Origin of the sequence: Janthinobacterium sp. MP5059B (assembly GCF_001758645.1) — a bacterium.
Taxonomy (GTDB): domain Bacteria; phylum Pseudomonadota; class Gammaproteobacteria; order Burkholderiales; family Burkholderiaceae_D; genus Janthinobacterium; species Janthinobacterium lividum.
On the sequence record NZ_LRHX01000005.1, the window covers coordinates 80,831 to 99,021 of the forward strand.

Here is an 18,191-nt window from a genome sequence, read left to right on the forward strand (position 1 = left end):
CCGAATGGCAAAAGACGACGTCATACAGATGCAGGGCGAGATTCTTGAGAATCTCCCAAATGCAACATTTCGAGTGAAGCTGGAGAACGGACACGTGGTGCTCGGGCATATTTCAGGTAAAATGCGGATGAACTATATTCGCATTCTCCCTGGAGACAAGGTGACGGTGGAGTTAACGCCGTACGACCTGAGCCGAGCCCGCATTGTGTTCCGTACCAAGTAACACACTGAATCAAACCAAAGAAGCGAAAGAAAGAGCCCAAAAATGAAAGTTCTCGCATCAGTCAAGCGGATCTGCCGCAACTGCAAGATCATCAAGCGCAAAGGCGTAGTCCGCGTTATCTGCGTGGAACCACGTCACAAGCAGCGTCAAGGTTAATCGAGGAATAACAAATGGCACGTATTGCAGGGGTTAATATCCCAAATCATCAGCATACCGTTATCGGCCTGACGGCCATCTACGGTGTGGGCCGTCCACGCGCAGAGAAAATCTGTGCATCGACCGGTGTAGCAACCAACAAAAAGATCAAAGATCTGGATGACAGCGAACTGGAAAAGCTGCGCGATGAAGTAGGTAAATTCATCGTCGAAGGCGATCTGCGTCGTGAACTGTCCATGAACATCAAGCGTTTGATGGATCTGGGTTGCTACCGCGGCATGCGTCATCGTAAGGGTCTGCCTTGCCGTGGCCAGCGTACGCGTACGAACGCACGTACCCGCAAGGGACCGCGTAAAGCCGCTCAATCGCTGAAAAAATAATCCGCTAGGGAATAATTATGGCTAAGTCGCAAAATAACGCCGCATCAGCACGCGTGCGTAAAAAAGTTAAAAAGAACGTCGCTGAAGGCATCGCACATGTCCACGCTTCGTTCAATAACACCATCATTACCATCACCGATCGTCAAGGCAATGCCTTGTCGTGGGCTACCTCCGGCGGTGCAGGCTTCAAGGGTTCGCGTAAATCGACCCCGTTCGCAGCGCAGGTCGCCGCGGAAGCCGCTGGTAAAGTGGCTGTTGAGTGTGGCGTGAAGAACCTGGAAGTACGTATCAAGGGCCCAGGTCCTGGTCGTGAATCCGCCGTTCGCGCGCTGAACAACCTGGGCATCAAGATCACCGAGATCCAGGACGTGACGCCGGTACCGCACAACGGTTGCCGTCCACCGAAACGTCGTCGTATCTAAGATAGTGTTGCAGAGGGCGCTTCGGCGCCAGCTGCTTTGCTGTCTGTTGTAACTCAGTACAGTTGTGTGAAAACGCTGGAGCAGGGAGCCGGAAACGGTTATACTGCCCGGCTGTTCTTGCCTGTCAAATTCTGTTTGACGGGTTTTTCGTTTTCAGCCACCGTCTGATTGAAACCAAATCAGACTAGCGCCTAACCGCATCAGTGTGTTTGATCATGCATGTGGCTGGGGCGTTATCATTTAAAAAAAGGAAGTATCGTGGCACGTTATATCGGACCTAAAGCAAAACTTTCCCGCCGTGAAGGTACAGACCTGTTCCTGAAGAGCGCACGTCGCTCGCTGGACAGCAAGTGCAAACTGGACGTCAAGCCAGGCCAACACGGTGTCAAATCCGGCGCCCGCACCTCGGACTACGGTAACCAACTGCGCGAAAAGCAAAAAGTCAAGCGTATGTACGGCGTGCTGGAACGTCAATTCCGCCGCTACTTCGCTGAAGCAGACCGTCGTAAAGGCAACACCGGCGAAACGCTGTTGAAGTTGCTGGAAACGCGTCTGGACAACGTTTGCTACCGCATGGGCTTTGGCTCGACCCGCGCTGAAGCGCGTCAATTGGTCAGCCACAAAGCGTTCACCGTGAACGGTATCGTTGTGAACATCGCTTCGTACGCAGTCAAAGTTGGCGACATCGTTGCTGTTCGTGAAAAATCGAAAAAGCAAGTGCGTATCGTTGAAGCACTGTCGCTGGCTGAACAAGTTGGTATGCCTAGCTGGGTTTCGGTTGATGCCAAGAAAATGGAAGGTACTTTCAAGTCCCTGCCAGAGCGTAACGAAATCGCTAACGACGTCAACGAATCGCTGATCGTCGAGCTGTACTCGCGTTAATAGCAGTTAGCACCATCACCGCCCACTCGTTTTCTTTCGGGTGGGCGTTTTACTAATGCCATCAGCCTTATCGGTGTAATGAGCCGAGGGTATTGAAAAGGACATTTCATGCAAAACAGTTTGTTGAAGCCACGTATTATCGATGTTGAAGCTCTCGGTGCAGGTCACGCCAAGGTCGTGATGGAACCGTTCGAGCGCGGCTATGGCCACACATTGGGTAACGCGTTGCGCCGCGTTCTGCTGTCGTCGATGGTAGGCTACGCGCCGACCGAAGTGACGATCGCTGGCGTCGTCCACGAATATTCCTCCCTCGATGGCGTGCAAGAAGACGTCGTCGATCTGTTGCTGAACTTGAAGGGTGTGGTTTTCAAAGTCCACAACCGCGATTCGGTAACCCTGACCCTGAAAAAAGAAGGCGAAGGCGCGATCCTGGCCTCCGATATCGACCTGCCGCATGACGTCGAACTGATCAACCCTGACCACGTGATCGCCCACCTGACCGCCGGTGGCAAGCTGGACATGCAGATCAAGGTTGAAAAAGGCCGCGGCTACGTTCCTGGTAACGTGCGTCGCCTGTCGGAAGACACGAACAAGACCATCGGCCGCATCATTCTGGATGCGTCGTTCTCGCCAGTGCGCCGCGTATCGTACTTCGTTGAATCGGCCCGCGTTGAACAGCGTACCGACCTGGACAAGCTGATCATCAACATCGAAACCAACGGCGTGATCTCGCCGGAAGAAGCGATCCGCCAGTCGGCCCGCGTCCTGGTGGACCAGTTGAATGTGTTCGCTGCCCTGGAAGGCACGGAAGCCGCCGCCGAAGCGCCATCGCGCGCTCCGCTGGTCGATCCTATCCTGTTGCGTCCAGTCGACGACCTGGAGTTGACCGTGCGTTCGGCGAACTGCCTGAAAGCGGAAAACATCTACTACATCGGCGACCTGATCCAACGTTCGGAAAACGAACTGCTGAAAACGCCAAATCTGGGCCGCAAGTCCCTGAACGAAATCAAGGAAGTGCTGGCATCGCGCGGCTTGACCTTGGGCATGAAGCTGGAAAACTGGCCGCCTGCCGGCCTGGAAAAGTAATCGCAGTAAAGCAAGTTGCAGCAAACTGCCTGGGACAGGTGTCCCAGGTTTTTATTTTGTAGTACCAAACCGGTCCGCGGCTGTAAGGGGTTTCCCACTCAGCTGATCGAAGAACTGGAATTTAAACACTCACCGAAAGGATTTATCATGCGTCACGGTCACGGCCTCCGTAAACTGAATCGTACCTCGTCCCACCGTCTGGCAATGCTGCGCAACATGACAGTATCGCTGACTGCAGTCACGAAGCATGAATCCAAAACCACCCTAGCCAAAAGCAAAAGAACTGCGCCGCGTTGTCGAGCCAATTCTGACCCTGGGCAAAAAAACCGACTCCCTGGGGCAAACAAGCGTCTGGCCTTCAACCGCCTGCGCGACCGTGAAATGGTCGTCAAACTGTTCGCTGAACTGGGCCCACGTTTCGCCAACCGTAACGGTGGTTATGTGCGTATCCTGAAAATGGGTTTCCGCGTCGGCGATAACGCTCCTATGGCGTTCGTTGAACTGATGGATCGTCCAGATACGACCGAAGCAGTTGAAGTTGCTGGCGAGTAATCCCAGTAATTGCTTCAATGAAAGCCAGGCCTAGCCTGGCTTTTTTGTTTTCTGCTGCAGCTATCCTTGCTGCGGTGTACTATTCTTCTTTCGCGCCGGCCCTGCAGCCACTGCACGCCCCGCGCGTCCTCTGTCGAATGGTTGAAAAGGTAGTTCATGTCCCGTTTCCCCTCCAGCGCCACCGCGCGCGCCGCTCCCATGCATCAACTGCTGATCTGGTTTGCCACCTGTTTGCTGCTGGCCATGGCCGTCTTTGGCACGGGTCAAGCCCGCGCCGACGATGAATTCCTCGACCCCGAGCTGGCCTTCAAGTTTTCCGCCCGCATGCAGGATCCGGCCACCATCGCCGTCACGTATGTGATTGCCGATGGCTACTATATGTACCACGAGCGCTTCAAGTTCGAGGCCGTGGGCGCCAAGCTGGGCACGCCGGTGTATCCGGCTGGCAAGGTCAAGTTCGACGATACCTTCCAGAAGAACGTGGAAACCTTCCGCAAGACCCTCACCATCACGATTCCCGTGGAAGCTGCCGGGCCGTTTACCTTGAAAGCGACGGGACAGGGCTGCTCCGACAAGGGCCTGTGCTATGCGCCGCAGGATGCGACAGCCCAGCTGGTGGGCGGTGGCGGCGGCCAGAGTATGGCGCCGGGCGGCTTGCCGTCGAAGTTCGCCTTGCCGACCGCGCCGGCGGTCGACACGGCGGCCGTCAACGGCCCGCAGGCGCAAGCATCGCCTGGCGTGTCCGTGCTGAGCATTCCGCAGGCCGATATCACCAGCACGCCGGAACCGATAGCGGCGGCGCCCGTGGCGGCAAGTTCCGCGCCCGCGCAAAGCGAGATGGGCAAGATCGAAGCGGCCCTGAAGGGCGGCAAGCTGCTCGTCATCGTGCCCCTGTTCATGCTGCTGGGCCTGGGACTCGCATTTACGCCGTGCGTGCTGCCGATGGTACCGATTTTGTCGTCGATCATCATCGGCGATGGCGGAAAGGTCAGCCGCTCGCGCGGCTTGCTGCTGTCGCTGACGTACGCGCTGGGCATGGCCATCGTCTACACGGCGCTGGGCGTGGCGGCCGGCCTGGCGGGCGAAGGTCTGGCGGCCCAGCTGCAAAACCCGTGGGTGCTGGGTTTCTTTGCCTTGTTGATGGCGGGCCTGGCGCTGTCGATGTTCGGCTTGTATGAACTGCAAGTGCCGGCTTTCCTGCAAGGCAAGCTGACGTCCGTATCGAACCAGCAATCTTCGGGCCGCCTGGCGGGCGTGTTCGTCATGGGCGCCATTTCCGCCCTGATCGTGGGTCCATGCGTGGCCGCGCCGCTGGCCGGCGCCTTGCTGTACATCAGCCAGACGCGCGACGTCGTCATCGGCGGCAGCGCCCTGTTTGCCATGGCGGTGGGCATGAGCGTGCCTTTGCTGCTGGTGGGCGTGTCGGCTGGCACCTTGCTGCCCCGTGCCGGCGCCTGGATGGATGCCGTCAAGCGCTTCTTTGGCGTGCTGCAACTGGGCGTGGCCTGGTGGCTCGTCTCGCCCGTGCTGCCGGGCGCCGTGCAGATGCTGGGCTGGATGGTCTTGTTCGTCGGCTATGGCATGTATTTGTTGGTGGGCAAGAGCGGCGCGAAGAACGCCTGGGTAGCCAAGGCCTTCGGCCTCCTGTTTGCCTTGCTGGGCGCGATGCAACTGGTGGGCGTGGCCAGCGGTGGCCGCGACCCGCTGGCACCGCTGGCCCACCTGGGCGGCGGGCAGGTGCATGCCCAGCCGTTTACGCGCGTCAAGACCGTAGCGGAGCTGGACGCGGCGCTGGCCCAGCTCAATGGCAAGCCGGCCCTGCTGGACTTTTATGCGGACTGGTGCGTGTCGTGTATCGAGATGGAAAAACTGACCTTCGTCGATCCCGCCGTGCGCGAGAAGATGGGGCAAGCCGTGCTGCTGCAAGTGGACGTGACGGCCAATGATGCGGACGACAAGGCCATGCTGAAACGTTTCCAGCTGTTCGGCCCGCCGGGCATCATCATGTTCAACCAGCAAGGGCAGGAAATTGCCCAGTCGCGCGTGATCGGCTTCCAGAATGCAGCCACCTTCCTGGCCTCCTTGCGCAAGCTCGACGAGTAGGTCGGGTTAGCCCGTGAGGGCGTAACCCGACACCACCATACACGCCAACAAAGTTGTCGGATTACGGTCCTGCGGACCTAATCCGACTTACCCGGCTTTCGGCTGCTGATGCATGCCATGGTGGCCGCCGCGATGGCCGCCGTGCTTGCCGCCGGGCACGCTGTCATCAAACACTTTCTTTTGCTCCGGCGTCAGCACGGCGTAGAAGGTTTTCAGCGAGGCCAGACGGCTTTCCTGGCTGGCGATGCGTTCCTTCGACATGGCGATCCATTGCTCCATGCGTTCCGGCGCCGACAGCTTGGCCATCGCTTCGCGCTTGGCCTTCCAGTCACCCATCGGTTTTTTCGGCGCGTTGGCGGCCGTGAATGTGGCCCAGGCCGGTTCCTGCGCGGCCGTCAGCTTCAGCTTGTCATGCAGGCGGGCCTGGTACTTGGCCATGCGCTCGGCAGGATTGCCGCCGCGGTGCTGGTCGCGGTGGCCGTCGTGTTGCATCTTGGTACTGGCGGCAGGCGCGCTGGCGGCCGCTTCCTGGGCGTGGACGGTCAGCGATGCCGCACCCATGCCGAGTACGCTCATGGCGATGATCAAGTTCTTGCGCAAGGTTGTCATTGAGGCGTTCATCTGGATTCCTTTGTAAAAGTGAGGGATGTACATGTTGCTGCACATGAATCCATGTTGGACGCGCCATGTTTCCCCGAAGTGTCCGCTGCCAGACAGTTTGTATCTATATGTTTCTTCGGGTCTTCTATATACAAGACGATACAAATGCGTTGTGCAAGGGCGGGGGAAGTGGGGATAATTCGTACCATGGAACCCACTTCTACAATTCTCATCGTCGACGATGACCGCGATATCCGCAGCTTGCTGGCGGACTACCTGGAAACGAACGCCTACCGCACCCTGGGTGCGGCGGATGGCACGGCCATGTGGAAAATCCTCGATGAAACGCGGCCCGACCTGATCGTGCTCGACTTGAACCTGCCTGGCGATGACGGCCTGACCTTGTGCCGCAAGCTGCGCGCCCAATCGACCGTGCCGGTGATCATGTTGACGGCGCGCAACGAGCCGCTGGACCGCATCCTGGGCCTGGAAATGGGCGCCGACGATTACTTGCCGAAGCCGTTCGAGCCCCGCGAATTGCTGGCGCGCATACGCAGCGTGCTGCGCCGCAGCCATGCCATGCCGTCGAACGTGCCGTCGGACAAGGCGCAGCAAATCCGCTTTTCCGGCTGGACGCTGGACCTGACGGCGCGCCACCTGCTCAATCCCAGCGGCCTGGTGATCATGCTGTCGGGCGCGGAATTCCGCTTGCTGCGCGTCTTCCTGGAACACCCGAACCGCGTGCTCAACCGCGACCAGCTGCTGAACCTGACGCAGGGCCGCGACGCCGACCCGTTCGACCGCTCGATCGATATCCAGATCAGCCGTCTGCGGCAAAAGCTCGGTGAAGATGCCCGCTTGCCGCAAATTATCAAGACCGTGCGCAACGGCGGCTACGTGCTGGCTGGCCAGGTCAATGTGGAGCCGCACGCGTGAAGGCCTTCCTGGGCTCGATGACGGGCCGTGTCTTCATGTTCTTGTTGATCGGCATCGTCGCTTCGGCCGCGCTGACGCAGTGGCTGGCCGTGGGCGAACGCCAGCGCGCCATCGAGCAATACCGCGACTACCACGCCGTTGAGCGAGCCGAGCAGCTGGTGATGGCGGCCGACGTGGTGCCGCTGGCCTCGCGCGCCGCCTACCTGAAAGTGGCCAACAAGGGCAGCGTGCGCCTGGAGCTGCGTCCCGATACGGAACATAGGCCCGGTGCGCCGACGGAATTTTCCACCGCCCTGCAAGCCAAGCTGGGCGAAGGCTTCAAGGTCAGCGCGCTGGCCGAACGTCCGGCCGCCTGCGTCAAGCCGCGCCAGTCTCCGGGTATGTTTTCCGCCAAGCCATGGGGCGGCACCTGCGAAAACCTCGACGTGCGCATGCAGGATGGCCACGTGCTGCGCCTGATGGTCTTGCCGCCGCGCCAGCAGCCACCGTTCAATGAACATAACGACTGGATGACCCTGCTGCCTTTCCTGATCAGCATCGCCATCCTCGCCTATCTGGTGACGCGCATGACCATGCGCCCGCTCAAGCAGCTGGCGCAGGCGGCGAAAGACCTGGGCAATGACATCAACCATCCGCCGCTGACCCTGTCGGGCGCCAGCGAGATCCGCCAGGCCAGCGCCGCCTTCAATGCCATGCAGGCGCGCATCCGCCAGCATATTTCCCAGCGGACACAGATGCTGGCGGCCATCACGCACGACTTGCAGACGCCGCTGACGCGCTTGCGGCTGCGCCTGGAAAAAGTGGCGGATACGGAATTGTATGACCGCCTGGTGGGCGACCTGTCGGCCATGCAAAGCATGGTCAAGGAAGGGCTGGACCTGGCCCGCTCGATGGACAGCACGGAAGCGATGCAGGCGCTCGATCTCGATTCCCTGCTCGATAGCGTCTGCTCCGACGCGGCCGATGCCGGCCAGAAAGTCACCCTCAGTGGACAGGCGGGCATGGCTTTGATGGCGCGCCCCATTGCCATGCGGCGCTGTCTGGTGAACCTGATCGACAATGCCGTCAAATATGGCCTGTACGCGCAGGTGACCGTCGAGCGCATCGCCGGTGCCGCTCGCATCTGCATCCGCGACGGCGGGCCAGGTATTGCGCCAGATCAACTGGCTAAAGTGTTCGAACCGTTTTACCGCATCGAGACGTCGCGTTCGCGCGAATCGGGCGGCACGGGCCTGGGCCTGACCATCGCGCGCAATATCGCCGAGCAGCACGGCGCCACGGTTTCACTGCTCAATCACGTCGACGGTGGACTGGAAGTCACCCTCATCGTGCCAGAGTATTACGCAGGAAAGTGAGCATTTCCGTGCGACAATATTGTGCTTTATGCCCCCCTGGCAACTACATTCAACCTGCAGCCCTGCGCTGCAACAGCGTGACAGAACAATGAAAAAGACTAGTCTGGCAATCCTCGTGGGTGCGGCCCTGTGTATCGGTGGCGGCATCTGGTATTTCAATCATCAATCCGGTGCGGCGACCAGTGGGCAGGATGGCAAAGGGGGCAAGGGTGGACAGGCGCCGACGACCGTGAGCGTGGTCGCGCCGGTGCGCCAGGATGTGCCGATGGTGCTGCAAGCCAATGGCAGCGTGATGCCCATCAGCAGCGTGGACTTGCACCCGCAGACGACCAGCACGATCACCAAAGTGCATATCCGCGAAGGCCAGTTCGTCAAGCAGGGCGAGCTGATGTTTACGCTGGACGCGCGCAGCGAGCATGCGAATGTCGACAAGGCGCAGGCGCAGGTCTTGCGCGACCGCGCCTCGGTGCAGGACTTCGAGCGCCAGCTCAAGCGCAACCAGGATTTGCTGAGCAAGAATTTCATCGCCCAGGGCGCCGTCGATACCCTGCAAAGCCAGCTCGATGCGGCACGCGCCTTGCTGGCTGCCGACCAGGCTGCCTTGCGCGCGGCCCAGGTCGACTCCAGCTACACCGTCCTGCGCGCCCCGCAGGCGGGCAGGGTGGGTGCCATCAATGTCTACGCCGGCAGCCTGGTGCAGCCGACCACGTCGCTCACCAGCATCACCCAGCTCGACCCGATCGACGTGTCGTTCACCTTGCCGGAAAGCAGCCTGTCCGGCTTGCTGGCGGCGCAAAAGGCGGGCGAGGTGCCTGTCACGGCGCTGCTGTCCGATGCGGGCGGCAAGCAGCTCGATGGCAAACTGAATTTTATCGACAATGCCGTCGATCCCGCCACGGGCGTGATCAGGATCAAGGCCCGTTTCAATAATGGCGGCACCGATTTGTGGCCCGGCCAGTACGTGAATACGCAGCTGACCGTGCGCACCCTCAAGGATGCGCTGGTGATCCCGCAAAACGCCATCATCACGAGTACCGCCGGCACCTTCGTGTATTCGATGGAAGCGGACAACACGGCCAAGATGCGCAAGGTGACGCGCGTGTATGCATTCGGACCGAACGCCGTCGTTACCGGCCTGGCGGGCGATGAAAAAGTCATCGTCGATGGCAAGCAGAACTTGCGTCCAGGTAGCAAGGTGCGCCTGGTGGAAAAACACAAGGCTGCCGATGGCGCCGCCGCACCGCAGGGCAAGCCAGCATGAACCTGTCCGAACTGAGCATCCGCCGCCCCGTCATGGTGGTGCTGCTGTCCCTCTCCATCATCCTGGCCGGCGTGCTGGCCTACCTGCAAATTCCCGTGGCGGCCTTGCCGAGCTATAACACGCCCGTCATCAACGTCAGCGCCGACCTGGCCGGCGCCAGCCCGGAAACCATGGCCTCGTCGGTGGCCTTGCCGCTGGAAAAACAATTTTCCACGATTTCCGGCCTGAGCCTGATCACCTCCACGAGTACGCTGGGCAATACCTCGCTGACCCTGGAATTTGACGCCAGCATCAATGTCAACGAGGCGGCTGTCGATGTGCAGGCGGCCCTGCTGCGCGCGCAGCGCCAGTTGCCGACGGAAATGACGGACTTGCCGTCCTACCGCAAGGTCAATCCGGCCGACGCGCCGGTGCTGTTCATCCAGATGACGTCGCCATCGCTGAACTTGTCGGACCTCAACGATTACGCGGAAAACCTGATCGCCCCCAGCCTGTCGACCCTGCCGGGCGTGGCCCAGGTGATCGTCAATGGCCAGAAGCGCTTTGCCGTGCGGGTGCGCGCCCGTGCCGACCTGATGAATGCGCGCAACCTGACGATGGACGAATTGGCCACCGCCTTGCGCACCTCGAACACGAATTCCCCGCTGGGCATTCTTGACGGCCCGAGCCAGACCCTGACCATCCAGGGCAATCCGCAAATGATGAAAGCGGCCGATTTTGCCGAACTGATCGTCGCCAGCCGCAACGGCCAGCCCGTGCGCCTGAAAGACGTGGCCGAGGTGGAAGACAGCTTTCAATCGATCAAGGCCGTCGGCAGTTTCAATGGCGAGCGCTCGATCAGCCTGATGGTGCAGCGCCAACCGGACGCCAACACCGTGCAAGTGGTCGATGGCGTGCGCCGTTTGCTGCCGGGCTTCAAGGAACAATTGCCGCAGTCGATACAGATCAGCCTGGTCAACGACCGTTCGCTGTCGATCCGCGAAGCCATCCACGACGTGAATCTGACCTTGGCCCTGACGGTGGTGCTGGTGGTACTGGTGATCTTCCTGTTCCTGCACCGCGCGGCGGCCACCTTTATTCCTGCCGTCACCATGCCGATTTCCCTGCTCGGCGCGCTGGCCCTGCTGTACTGGCTCGGCTACAGCCTCGATAACGTTTCCCTGCTGGGCATTACCCTGGCCGTGGGCCTCGTCGTCGACGATGCCATCGTGGTGCTGGAAAACATCGTGCGGCATATCGAGATGGGCAAGAAACCCATACGCGCGGCGCTGGAAGGGGCGAAAGAGATGGGCTTTACCATCATCTCGATCTCCGTCTCGCTGGTGGCCGTGTTCATCCCCATCTTCTTCATGCCGGGCGTGATCGGCTTGCTGTTCCATGAATTCGCCGTTGTCGTCTCGCTGGCCGTGCTGGTGTCGGCCGTCGTGTCGCTGACCCTGGTGCCGATGCTGGCCAGCCGCTTTCTGCCGGCCGATTCGCGCGAGCACAATGACAGCGACCCCAGCCATGGCGAAAAAACCTTCATCGGCCGCCATTTCGAAGCGGGTTTCACGAAATTGCGCAATGGTTATGTGCATCTGCTCGACAAGGCCCTGGCGCACCGCAACGTGGTGCTGTTCGTTGCCGTGTGTACCTTTGCGCTGACGGTGCTGTTGTACGCGACGATACCGAAAGGTTTCTTCCCGGAAGAAGACCTGGGCCAGATCCAGGTGAATACGGAAGCGTCGGAAGACATTTCCTCGGCGGCACTGCAAGACTTGCAAGCCCGCGTGGCGGCCGTGCTCAAGGCGGACCCCAGCGTGCAGGACGTGACCTCGTTCGTCGGCGGCGGCAACACGGGCCGCATGTTCATGGTCTTGAAACCGCGCAGCGAACGGCCGAAAATGCCGGTGGTGCTGGAAAACCTGCGCCGCGCGGCGGGCACCGTGCCCGGCATGGCCGTGTATTTCCGGCCCGTGCAAAACTTGCAGCTGGGCGGGCGCCAGAGCAAGAGCCGCTACCAGTACACCTTGCAAAGCGTCAGTCCCGACGCCTTGAATGACTGGGCGGAAAAGTTTATTGCCGGTATGCGCACGGATCCCGCCTTCCGCGACGTCACCAGCGATTCGCAGATCAAGGGCTTGCAGGCATCGCTCAGGATCGACCGCGACAAGGCCAATCTGCTGGGCGTGCAAATGTCCGACATCCGCACGGCCCTGTACAGCGCCTTTGGCGAGCGGCAAGTGTCGACCATCTATTCGTCGGCAGCCAGCTATTACGTGATCCTGGAAGCGGCCACTGCCGACCGCCAGTATGACGATGCGCTCACGCGCGTGTCCGTGCGCAGCAAGACGGGCGAACTGGTGAAACTGTCGAGTATTGCCTACGTGGAACGCACGATTGGGCCTACCTCCGTGAATCACCAGGGGCAGTTGCAGGCTGTTACCATCGCCTTCAACCTGGCGCCCGACGTGCCGCTGGGCATCGCCACGGGCAAGATCGATGCGATGGCCAAGGACATGAGCTTGCCAGCCTCCATCATCACGCGCTACGGCGGCGACGCGGCCGTGTTCCAGAGCTCGCAGTCCAGCCAGATCATCCTCATCATTGCCGCGCTGGCCGTGATCTATGTCTTGCTCGGCGTGCTGTATGAAAGCTATATCCACCCGCTGACCATCCTGGCCGGCTTGCCATCGGCGGCCGTGGGAGCGCTGCTGACCCTGCGCCTGTTCGGCATGGACCTGACCATGATCGCCATCATCGGCATTTTGATGCTGATCGGCATCGTCAAGAAAAACGCCATCATGATGATCGACTTCGCCCTGCATGCGCAGCGCAACGACGGGCTGGCGCCGGCAGAGGCCATCCGCCAGGCGTGCATCCTGCGTTTCCGCCCCATCATGATGACGTCGGCGGCGGCCTTGATGGGCGCCTTGCCGATCGCCCTGGGGCTGGGCGCCGGCGCCGAGCTGCGCCAGCCGCTGGGTCTGGCCGTGGTCGGCGGCTTGCTCTTTTCACAAGTGATCACCCTGTTCATCACCCCCGTGATCTATTTGTTCCTGGACAAGTACAGCGGCACGGGACCGTTGACGGACGAGCAATTGGTGGCGCTCGACAACAAAGCCTGAGCCGCAACACGGCCAGCACCGGCGCCCCGTTCCTCAGTGAATGCGGCGCCGGTTTTGTATGGGCCGTGATACATACGGTAACAACCGTCAAGCGATGGCTCGGGTACTCTGGTTACCGCTGCAAGGAATGTCGCTATCCTGTACGCTTCGGGTTGGATATGCCGAGGAAGTGTTCCCAAAAGCAAGGGACTCTGGCACTATGGCTGCCCTGTCAGATTACTTTTGTCGCTACACAGAAAGCACGATTCATTTTGCATGACACGACCCATTTGATGGCTGCCGATTCCGATGTTTGCCCCACCTGCGGGCAAGTGATCCAGCCACCACCGGCCTACGGGTCCACGACCAGCACCATGCGCAAGGTGGCGCTCGGCGTGTCCGTCTTGCTGCACGTGCTGCTGGCGGCGTATGCATTGTTTCGCAGCGATACGATCGAAAAGATCCCGCCGCCGAAGAAGGAAAGCGCGATGGTTTACATTGCGCCGCTGAAAGACAAACCGCAGCCGCAGCCGCAGCCGAAACCCACGCCGAAACCGAAGGACACGAAAGTGGCCAAGGTCAAACCGCCACCGGCGCCGAGCAAGCGCGTGGTCACAAAAGACGTGCCGCGCGACAAGCCAAAACTGGAAACATTCACGCCGCCGCTGGTGTCGAAGGTGCCGTTGCCGCCGCCGCCGGCTGAAGACATGAGTTCGATGATCGAGCAGCGCCGCAAGCAGCGCGAGGCGCAAAACCCCGCGCCGCCGGCCGAGGAAAGCGAAAACGACCGCGCCATGCGCGTGGCCAAGGCGAATATCGCCGGCGCCCAGGGACGTAATTCCGGCAGCGACCGCGAGGATTCGGGCGGCGTGTTTTCCATCGTCAACCAGACTTCGTTCAGTGCCGAAGTCAAGTTCAAGGGCTGGAACGGCAACTTCAAGCGCAACTGGCTGAAGCAGGAAAAAGTCGAGCTGGGCAATGAGCCCGATATCGAAACGGCTATCGTGAAGAAGATGATTCAGCTGATCCGTGCCGAAAAGCCCGGTGATTTCGTGTGGGAATCGCGACGCCTGGGGCGCAACGTCAACCTCAGCGCCCGCGTGGAAGACACAGCCGAGCTGATGGCCTTCCTGCGCCAGGAATTCTTTTCCGAGAAACGGCCAGGGCCGGGACGGCGCTAAGCGCTCGTAAAACTGACGGCAATAAAAAAGGCTGCACCGTGTGAACGGGCAGCCTTTTTTTACGCAGCCTTAATCTCGATCAAGCCGGTTTGTCGGTTCCTGCTTCCGGTTCGACGTCGTCTTCCATGTCGATCAGTTCGACCATCTGGGCCGCGCCATCTTCGCTGATGCCGGCCAGTTCCATGATCTTGTCGTTGGCTTCGTCGATGCCGACGCGCTTCAGGGCCGAGAACAGTTGCACTGTGAACGGGAAACCGACGCCGTCTTCATCCACGTAGCTGTCGAGCTTGGCTTTCGCCTGGCGCAAGGCATTCACGGATTCATTGCGGTTCAGCTTATCGACTTTCGTCAGGATGCAGTGGATCGGTTTACCCGTCGGGGCGAACCATTCCAGCATCTGAATGTCCAGGTCGGTGAACGGACGGCGCGAATCCATGATCAGGATCAAGCCCGCCAATTGCTCGCGGCGCTGCACATAGTCGCCCAGCAGGCGCTGCCAGTGCAATTTGGCCGAGCCCGAGACTTCCGCGTAGCCGTAGCCCGGCAAATCGACCAGCAGGCATTCGATCTCTTCGACGATGGTGGCATCCTTGCGGTGCTGCGCCACGTGGGCGCCGCCGATGGAGAAGTAGTTGATATGCTGGGTACGGCCAGGTGTCTTGGAGGCGAACGCCAAGCCTTTCTGATTACACAAGATGTTGATGGCGGTCGATTTACCGGCATTGGAGCGGCCGGCAAAGGCGATTTCCGGCACCGTGGTATCGGGCAGGTCACGCAATTGGTTGACGGTCGTAAAGAAGCGGGCTTGCCAGAGTTTTGACATGGGAGTAGTAAAGCAACAAAAGGGAGCGATAAGGGAGCGATAACGCCAAGAAGCTATTGTACAATAAGGGGTTGTTTATTGTTGCCGGCGTAGCAGCGATGCGGCTTGCGGCCCTGAAAATAAAGCAAAAATCCACAGGGCGCGGCAATGTCCACCACTAATTTCTCACTGTCTCAGGGTGCCTGAATGAATCGTGCGTTTTCACCGTTTATCAAATCCATGCTGCTCGCTTTGCTGGCTGTATCGGCAACTGCCTCTGCGGTCGAAGCAGCGAAACCGGCCGTCAAGGTCGACGCGGCCAAGGGCGCTACCCTGTACGCCGATGGCGATGCGGCACGCGGCCTGCCTGCCTGCGTCTCCTGCCATGGCGCGGCCGGCAATTCGACCATCACGGTCAATCCGAAGCTGGCCGGCCAGCACGAAAGCTATATCTACAAGCAACTGGTCGACTTCACCACGCCGGAGCGCAACCAGCCCGTCATGACGACGTACGCGAAGATGCTCAGCGACGCCGACAAGAAGAATATCGCCGCCTACCTGAGCGCGCAGCTGTCCAAGCCGGGCGCCGCGAAAAACAAGGACACGATCGACCTGGGCAAGAAAATCTACCGTGGTGGCATTGCTTCCAAGCAAGTTGCCGCCTGCGCCAGCTGTCATGGCGCGACGGGCAATGGCATTCCCGTCCAGTATCCGCGCATCGCCGGCCAGCACCAGGACTACACGGTGGCCCAGCTGGCCATGTTCCGCAGCACCAAGGCTGATGCCCGCAAGAACAGCGCGCAAATGCACACCATCGCCGCCCGCATGTCGGATGACGAGATCGCCGCCGTTGCCGATTACATCGCCGGCCTGAAGTAAGTTTTCATAGTGGCAAGAGATTGCCAGGCGCACCAGCGCGCATGAACCAGGGCGGCCGTCTCGACAGGCTGCCCTTTTTTATGGCAGGGGCCAAACAGGAGTATGCTGCCGCCTTGCGCGGAGAAACTATCTGCTCCATGCCTAAATTTTCTTGAAGATTGCATATCCCGTATGAGTATCAACGTATGAGCACAGGCACGACCGGAATCGAGTTAAAGACCCAACGCCGCAGCCTGGCTGAATTCGTCGAGCTGGTCTCGTCGATGCGCTTTGCCATCAGCCTGCTGACCCTGATCGCCGTCGCGTCCATCATCGGCACCGTGCTCAAGCAAAATGAGCCCATGCCCAATTATGTGAACCAGTTCGGCCCGTTCTGGTTCGCCGTCTTCGACAAGCTGAGCCTGTACTCCGTGTATTCGGCCTGGTGGTTCCTGGTCATCATGGGTTTTCTCGTCGCCTCGACCTCGCTGTGCATCGTGCGCAATGCACCGAAGATGCTCAAGGATATGCGCAGCTGGCGCGACAATGTGCGCGAACAATCCCTGCGCAATTTCCATCACAAGGCGGAATGGCAGGCGCCGCTGCCGCGCACCGTGCTGGCGCAGCAGATGGTGATGCGCCTGAAAGACGCCGGCTACGCGGCCAAGGTGGTCGAGAAGGACAACGCCACCCTGGTCGCTGCCAAGCGGGGAGCGGCCAATAAATGGGGCTATATCTTTGCCCATGGCGCCATCGTCATCATCTGCGTGGGAGGTTTGCTCGATTCGGAAATGCCGATCCGCGTACAGCAATGGTTCTTCGGCAAGACGCCGTTTTCCGGCAGCGGCGTGATCGCCGACATTCCCGCCCAGCACCGCCTGAGCCTGTCGAACCCCACTTTCCGCGGCAACACCATGATCCCGGAAGGCGCGTCGAGCAACACGGCCATTATTCCCCAGGCCGATGGCGTGCTGATCCAGGATTTGCCCATCACCATCCTGCTGAAAAAATTCCACATCGATTTCTACAGCACGGGCATGCCCAAGCTGTTTGCCAGCGATGTCGTGGTGACGGATCATGAAACAGGGAAAAGTTTCCCGGCAACCATCAAAGTCAACCAGCCGCTGCTTTATAAGGGCCTGGCCCTGTACCAGTCCAGCTTTGAAGATGGCGGCAGCAAGCTCAAGTTGACGGGCTTTCCCATGACGGGCAAGACGACGAAACGCTTCGATATCGGCGGCGAAGTGGGCGGCAGCACGCCGCTCGAGCGCAGCGACGGCAATTCCTACACGGTGGAATGGTCGGGTTTCCGCCCGTTCAACGTGGAAAATCTCAGCGCCGGCCAGGACGTGCGGGCCGTCAGCAAGGCGGAAAGTTTCAACGATAAGTTTGCCGTCGGCCTCGATAAACGCCTCGGTTCGGCCGCGAAGAATGCGAACAACAAGGATCTCAAGAACGTCGGTCCTTCGGTGCAATACAAATTGCGCGACAAGACGGGCCAGGCGCGCGAGTACCAGAACTACATGCAGCCGGTCACCGTGGATGGCACGACGGTGTTCCTGGCCGGCATGCGCGTCAACCCCAGCGATCCGTTCAGCTATCTGCGCATTCCCGCCGATGACAATTACAGCGTGAACGAATGGATGCGCTTGCGTGCCGCGCTGCAAGATCCCGCGCTGCGCCAGCAGGCCGCCACGCGCTATGCGGCGCGCGCCATGCCGCAACCGGGCGCGGAAGCCTTGCGCGGCCAGTTGCAGGAATCGGCGGCGAAAAGCCTGGGCATCTTTGCCGGCAATGGGCAAGAGGGCGGCTTCCTCGCCATTTCGCGCTTCCTGGAGAAAATTCCTGCCGCCGAGCAAGAAAAAGCGGCCGATATCTTCATGAAGATCCTGAATGGCAGCCTGTGGGATTTGTGGCAGGCGGCGCGCGCCCAGGATGGCTTGAAAGCCATCGAGGCCGATGACAAGCACGGCCGCTTCCTGCAACTGGCCACGAATGCGCTGTCCGACAGCTTCTTCTATGGCGCACCCGTGTATCTGCAACTCGACGACTTCACGGAAATCAAGGCGTCCGTGCTGCAGGTGACGCGTTCGCCGGGCAAGAGCGTGGTCTACCTCGGCTGCCTGTTCCTCGTGATCGGCGTGTTTTCCATGTTTTATATCCGCGAGCGCCGCCTGTGGGTGTGGATCAAGGATGGCGAGGGCGGCAGCGATGCCTTGATGGCCATGAGCACGCAACGCAAGACGCTGGATTTTGAAAAAGAATTTGAGAACTTGAAGGCAAAGCTGCCGCAATCGGCGTAAGCTGC

At 60.1% G+C, this 18,191-nt stretch carries 17 protein-coding genes; 15 read left to right on the forward strand and 2 right to left on the reverse strand.

Translation table 11 applies throughout. The features are described from left to right. The first annotated feature begins 4 nt into the window (after positions 1-4). The 8 genes from infA to dsbD all read left to right on the forward strand — a co-directional run bounded on the left by infA (position 5) and on the right by dsbD (position 5,804). Positions 5-223 (forward strand): translation initiation factor IF-1, encoded by a 219-nt coding sequence (gene infA / locus JAB1_RS04035; RefSeq protein WP_005663428.1) that lies wholly within the window; start codon positions 5-7, stop codon positions 221-223. A 42-nt stretch (positions 224-265) separates the two neighbouring features. Then, positions 266-379, forward strand: coding sequence for a 50S ribosomal protein L36 (gene rpmJ / locus JAB1_RS28625; protein ID WP_010394471.1), 114 nt, complete (start codon positions 266-268; stop codon positions 377-379). A 14-nt stretch (positions 380-393) separates the two neighbouring features. Then, a complete protein-coding gene (gene rpsM, locus JAB1_RS28630) occupies positions 394-759 on the forward strand; it encodes a 30S ribosomal protein S13 (protein WP_046681666.1) in 366 nt (121 codons plus the stop codon). A 17-nt stretch (positions 760-776) separates the two neighbouring features. Then, a complete protein-coding gene (gene rpsK, locus JAB1_RS04045) occupies positions 777-1,181 on the forward strand; it encodes a 30S ribosomal protein S11 (protein ID WP_010394475.1) in 405 nt (134 codons plus the stop codon). A gap of 258 nt (positions 1,182-1,439) precedes the next feature. Continuing rightward, positions 1,440-2,063: a 30S ribosomal protein S4 gene (gene rpsD / locus JAB1_RS04050; protein ID WP_010394478.1), complete on the forward strand. Its 624-nt coding sequence runs from the start codon at positions 1,440-1,442 to the stop codon at positions 2,061-2,063. A gap of 108 nt (positions 2,064-2,171) precedes the next feature. After that, on the forward strand, positions 2,172-3,149 hold the full coding sequence (rpoA, locus tag JAB1_RS04055; protein ID WP_008444343.1) for a DNA-directed RNA polymerase subunit alpha: 978 nt from the start codon (positions 2,172-2,174) through the stop codon (positions 3,147-3,149). Positions 3,150-3,296: 147 nt separating this feature from the next. After that, positions 3,297-3,701, forward strand: coding sequence for a 50S ribosomal protein L17 (gene rplQ / locus JAB1_RS28635; RefSeq protein WP_071653293.1), 405 nt, complete (start codon positions 3,297-3,299; stop codon positions 3,699-3,701). Between the two features lie 156 nt (positions 3,702-3,857). Next, positions 3,858-5,804 (forward strand): protein-disulfide reductase DsbD, encoded by a 1,947-nt coding sequence (gene dsbD, locus JAB1_RS04065; RefSeq protein ID WP_083299557.1) that lies wholly within the window; start codon positions 3,858-3,860, stop codon positions 5,802-5,804. Between the two features lie 87 nt (positions 5,805-5,891). On the opposite strand, the gene JAB1_RS04070 is transcribed toward dsbD, so the two are convergent. Further along, a complete protein-coding gene (locus tag JAB1_RS04070) occupies positions 5,892-6,425 on the reverse strand; it encodes a Spy/CpxP family protein refolding chaperone (RefSeq protein ID WP_175445012.1) in 534 nt (177 codons plus the stop codon). 186 nt (positions 6,426-6,611) lie between these two features. Between JAB1_RS04070 and JAB1_RS04075 the strand changes: the two genes are divergently transcribed. The 5 genes from JAB1_RS04075 (at position 6,612) to JAB1_RS04095 (ending at position 14,223) form a co-directional block, all read left to right on the forward strand. Further along, positions 6,612-7,340 carry a response regulator gene (locus tag JAB1_RS04075; protein WP_034753223.1) on the forward strand — a complete coding sequence of 243 codons (729 nt, stop codon included), beginning with the start codon at positions 6,612-6,614 and terminating at the stop codon, positions 7,338-7,340. Beyond that, a complete protein-coding gene (locus tag JAB1_RS04080; RefSeq protein ID WP_034778284.1) occupies positions 7,337-8,695 on the forward strand; it encodes an ATP-binding protein in 1,359 nt (452 codons plus the stop codon). Before JAB1_RS04075 ends, JAB1_RS04080 begins: the two co-directional genes overlap by 4 nt. Positions 8,696-8,783: 88 nt before the next feature. After that, positions 8,784-9,956: an efflux RND transporter periplasmic adaptor subunit gene (locus JAB1_RS04085; RefSeq protein ID WP_070278915.1), complete on the forward strand. Its 1,173-nt coding sequence runs from the start codon at positions 8,784-8,786 to the stop codon at positions 9,954-9,956. Then, a complete protein-coding gene (locus tag JAB1_RS04090) occupies positions 9,953-13,063 on the forward strand; it encodes an efflux RND transporter permease subunit (RefSeq protein ID WP_034778288.1) in 3,111 nt (1,036 codons plus the stop codon). The genes JAB1_RS04085 and JAB1_RS04090 overlap by 4 nt, the downstream gene beginning before the upstream one ends. Positions 13,064-13,335: 272 nt before the next feature. Further along, positions 13,336-14,223 (forward strand): hypothetical protein, encoded by an 888-nt coding sequence (locus tag JAB1_RS04095; protein WP_249154021.1) that lies wholly within the window; start codon positions 13,336-13,338, stop codon positions 14,221-14,223. Positions 14,224-14,302: 79 nt separating this feature from the next. On the opposite strand, the gene yihA is transcribed toward JAB1_RS04095, so the two are convergent. Continuing rightward, complete coding sequence (gene yihA / locus JAB1_RS04100; protein WP_034778293.1) at positions 14,303-15,046, reverse strand: ribosome biogenesis GTP-binding protein YihA/YsxC; 744 nt, start codon at positions 15,044-15,046, stop codon at positions 14,303-14,305. 186 nt (positions 15,047-15,232) lie between these two features. On the opposite strand from yihA, the gene JAB1_RS04105 reads away from it, so the two are divergent. Beyond that, complete coding sequence (locus JAB1_RS04105) at positions 15,233-15,904, forward strand: c-type cytochrome (RefSeq protein WP_070278919.1); 672 nt, start codon at positions 15,233-15,235, stop codon at positions 15,902-15,904. 185 nt (positions 15,905-16,089) lie between these two features. Then, positions 16,090-18,186: a cytochrome c biogenesis protein ResB gene (locus JAB1_RS04110; RefSeq protein WP_034778297.1), complete on the forward strand. Its 2,097-nt coding sequence runs from the start codon at positions 16,090-16,092 to the stop codon at positions 18,184-18,186. Positions 18,187-18,191: the final 5 nt, after the last annotated feature.

Bases quoted from the DNA above. Each gene is read 5' to 3' on its own strand.
- infA (WP_005663428.1), top strand. From the start codon at position 5: ATGGCAAAAGACGACGTCATACAGATGCAGGGCGAGATTCTTGAGAAT.
- rpmJ (WP_010394471.1), top strand. From the start codon at position 266: ATGAAAGTTCTCGCATCAGTCAAGCGGATCTGCCGCAACTGCAAGATC.
- rpsM (WP_046681666.1), top strand. From the start codon at position 394: ATGGCACGTATTGCAGGGGTTAATATCCCAAATCATCAGCATACCGTT.
- rpsK (WP_010394475.1), top strand. From the start codon at position 777: ATGGCTAAGTCGCAAAATAACGCCGCATCAGCACGCGTGCGTAAAAAA.
- rpoA (WP_008444343.1), top strand. From the start codon at position 2,172: ATGCAAAACAGTTTGTTGAAGCCACGTATTATCGATGTTGAAGCTCTC.
- rplQ (WP_071653293.1), top strand. From the start codon at position 3,297: ATGCGTCACGGTCACGGCCTCCGTAAACTGAATCGTACCTCGTCCCAC.
- dsbD (WP_083299557.1), top strand. From the start codon at position 3,858: ATGTCCCGTTTCCCCTCCAGCGCCACCGCGCGCGCCGCTCCCATGCAT.
- JAB1_RS04070 (WP_175445012.1), bottom strand. From the start codon at position 6,425: ATGAACGCCTCAATGACAACCTTGCGCAAGAACTTGATCATCGCCATG.
- JAB1_RS04075 (WP_034753223.1), top strand. From the start codon at position 6,612: ATGGAACCCACTTCTACAATTCTCATCGTCGACGATGACCGCGATATC.
- JAB1_RS04085 (WP_070278915.1), top strand. From the start codon at position 8,784: ATGAAAAAGACTAGTCTGGCAATCCTCGTGGGTGCGGCCCTGTGTATC.
- JAB1_RS04090 (WP_034778288.1), top strand. From the start codon at position 9,953: ATGAACCTGTCCGAACTGAGCATCCGCCGCCCCGTCATGGTGGTGCTG.
- JAB1_RS04095 (WP_249154021.1), top strand. From the start codon at position 13,336: ATGGCTGCCGATTCCGATGTTTGCCCCACCTGCGGGCAAGTGATCCAG.
- yihA (WP_034778293.1), bottom strand. From the start codon at position 15,046: ATGTCAAAACTCTGGCAAGCCCGCTTCTTTACGACCGTCAACCAATTG.
- JAB1_RS04105 (WP_070278919.1), top strand. From the start codon at position 15,233: ATGAATCGTGCGTTTTCACCGTTTATCAAATCCATGCTGCTCGCTTTG.
- JAB1_RS04110 (WP_034778297.1), top strand. From the start codon at position 16,090: ATGAGCACAGGCACGACCGGAATCGAGTTAAAGACCCAACGCCGCAGC.